We start from the raw sequence: 1,425 nt of genomic DNA, 5'->3' as shown, positions 1-1,425 counted from the left end.
CCGGCGGGGCCGGGCGTGCGGCTTCCAGTGCGCGCTGCACCACGGCTTCGTCGTAGCTGGCGGCCGCCACGATCTCGACACCTTCCTCGATCCGCCGGTTGGACAGGATCACGGCATCCGGGCCGTGCTCCTTGCGCACCAGGTTCATGGCCGTACGCATATCGGCGGCGACGAAACGTTTGATTTTCATGCTGTGGTACCGGGAATTGGAGTGCGGTTGCAAGGAAGGCGAGGGGGCGTTGGCAATGTCATGCATGGCGGGAGGTGCTCCTTCGTCCTTCATTGCTGCGGATAGGGTTCAGATGTCTGTTTTCCGTCGCGGGTGCCGGTTTCCAGTGCCTCAACTGATCGTGCCGACCAGTTTCAGGCGCTTGTCTTCCGGCACTTCGCTGTAGGCCAGCACCGACAGCGAGGGCACGCTGTGGCGGACCATCCGGGCGAGTGCGGCACGGACCGGGCCTGGTACCAGCACCACCGCCGGCTCGTTGCGCGCCTCCTGCTTGCCCACACATTCGGCAAGACTTTGATGGAGGCGTTCGGCGAGACCCGGTTCCAGTGCGGCACCATTGCCTTGCGTGGATTCCTGCAAGACCCGTTCCAATTGCGGGTTGAGGGTGAACACCGGCAGCTCGGCCGACATTCCGGCGATCTCCTGCACGATGAAACGGCCCAGCGCGTTGCGCACGGCGGCGGTAAGGATGGCCGGGTCCTGGGTCTGCGGGGCGTTCTCCACCAGGGCCTCGGCGATCTTGCGCAGCTGCCGTACCGGGATGCGCTCGGTGAGCAGGTTCTGCAGCACGCGGGCGACCACGGAAATCGGCAGCGCCTTGGGGGTGAGATCTTCCACCAGCTTGGGCGCGCTCTTGGCCAGCGTGGCCAGCAGCTGCTGCACTTCCTCGTGGCCGAGCAGCTCGGGCGCGTGTTCGCGGATCAGGTGCGACAGGTGCGTGGCGACCACGGTGGCCGGGTCGACCACGGTGTAGCCCATCGACTCGGCATGGGCGCGCTGGTGTGGCTGGATCCAGGTCGCGTCCAGGCCGAACGCCGGGTCCTTGCCGGGAATACCGTCCAGCTGGCCCAGTGCGCTGCCCGGATCCAGCGCCAGTTCGCGGTCGGGATGGATCTCGGCGCTGGCCACCGGCACGCCGTGGATCAGCAGCCGGTAGCCGGTCGCCGGCAGCTCCAGGTTGTCGCGGATATGCACCGAGGGAATCAGGAAGCCGACATCCTGGGTGAGCTTGCGGCGTACGCCCTTGATGCGCGCCATCAACTCGCCGCCCTGGGCCTTGTCCACCAGCGGAATCAACCGGTAGCCGACTTCCAGACCCAGCGGATCGATCGGGCGCAGTTCGTCCCAGGTCAGCTCGGCGGTAGGGGCCGGCTGCGGCGGGGACAGGCCCGGGATGTCGCCGGGCACGGTGGCCG

Annotated in this window: 1 protein-coding gene and 1 pseudogene; both read right to left on the bottom strand. The window is 67.2% G+C overall.

Translation table 11 applies throughout. From position 1 onward, the window contains the following. Positions 1-190 (bottom strand): annotated as a pseudogene (locus tag JCM9942_RS15840) (flagellar biosynthesis protein FlhF); the annotation flags it as partial. A 150-nt stretch (positions 191-340) separates the two neighbouring features. Further along, positions 341-1,425, bottom strand: a 1,085-nt coding sequence (locus tag JCM9942_RS15835) for an FHIPEP family type III secretion protein (protein ID WP_172675167.1), incomplete at its 5' end; no start/stop codon positions are given.

It is taken from the genome of Stenotrophomonas pictorum JCM 9942 (assembly GCF_001310775.1).
Classification (GTDB): domain Bacteria; phylum Pseudomonadota; class Gammaproteobacteria; order Xanthomonadales; family Xanthomonadaceae; genus Stenotrophomonas; species Stenotrophomonas pictorum.
This window is presented reverse-complemented; position numbering and strand designations above follow the sequence as displayed.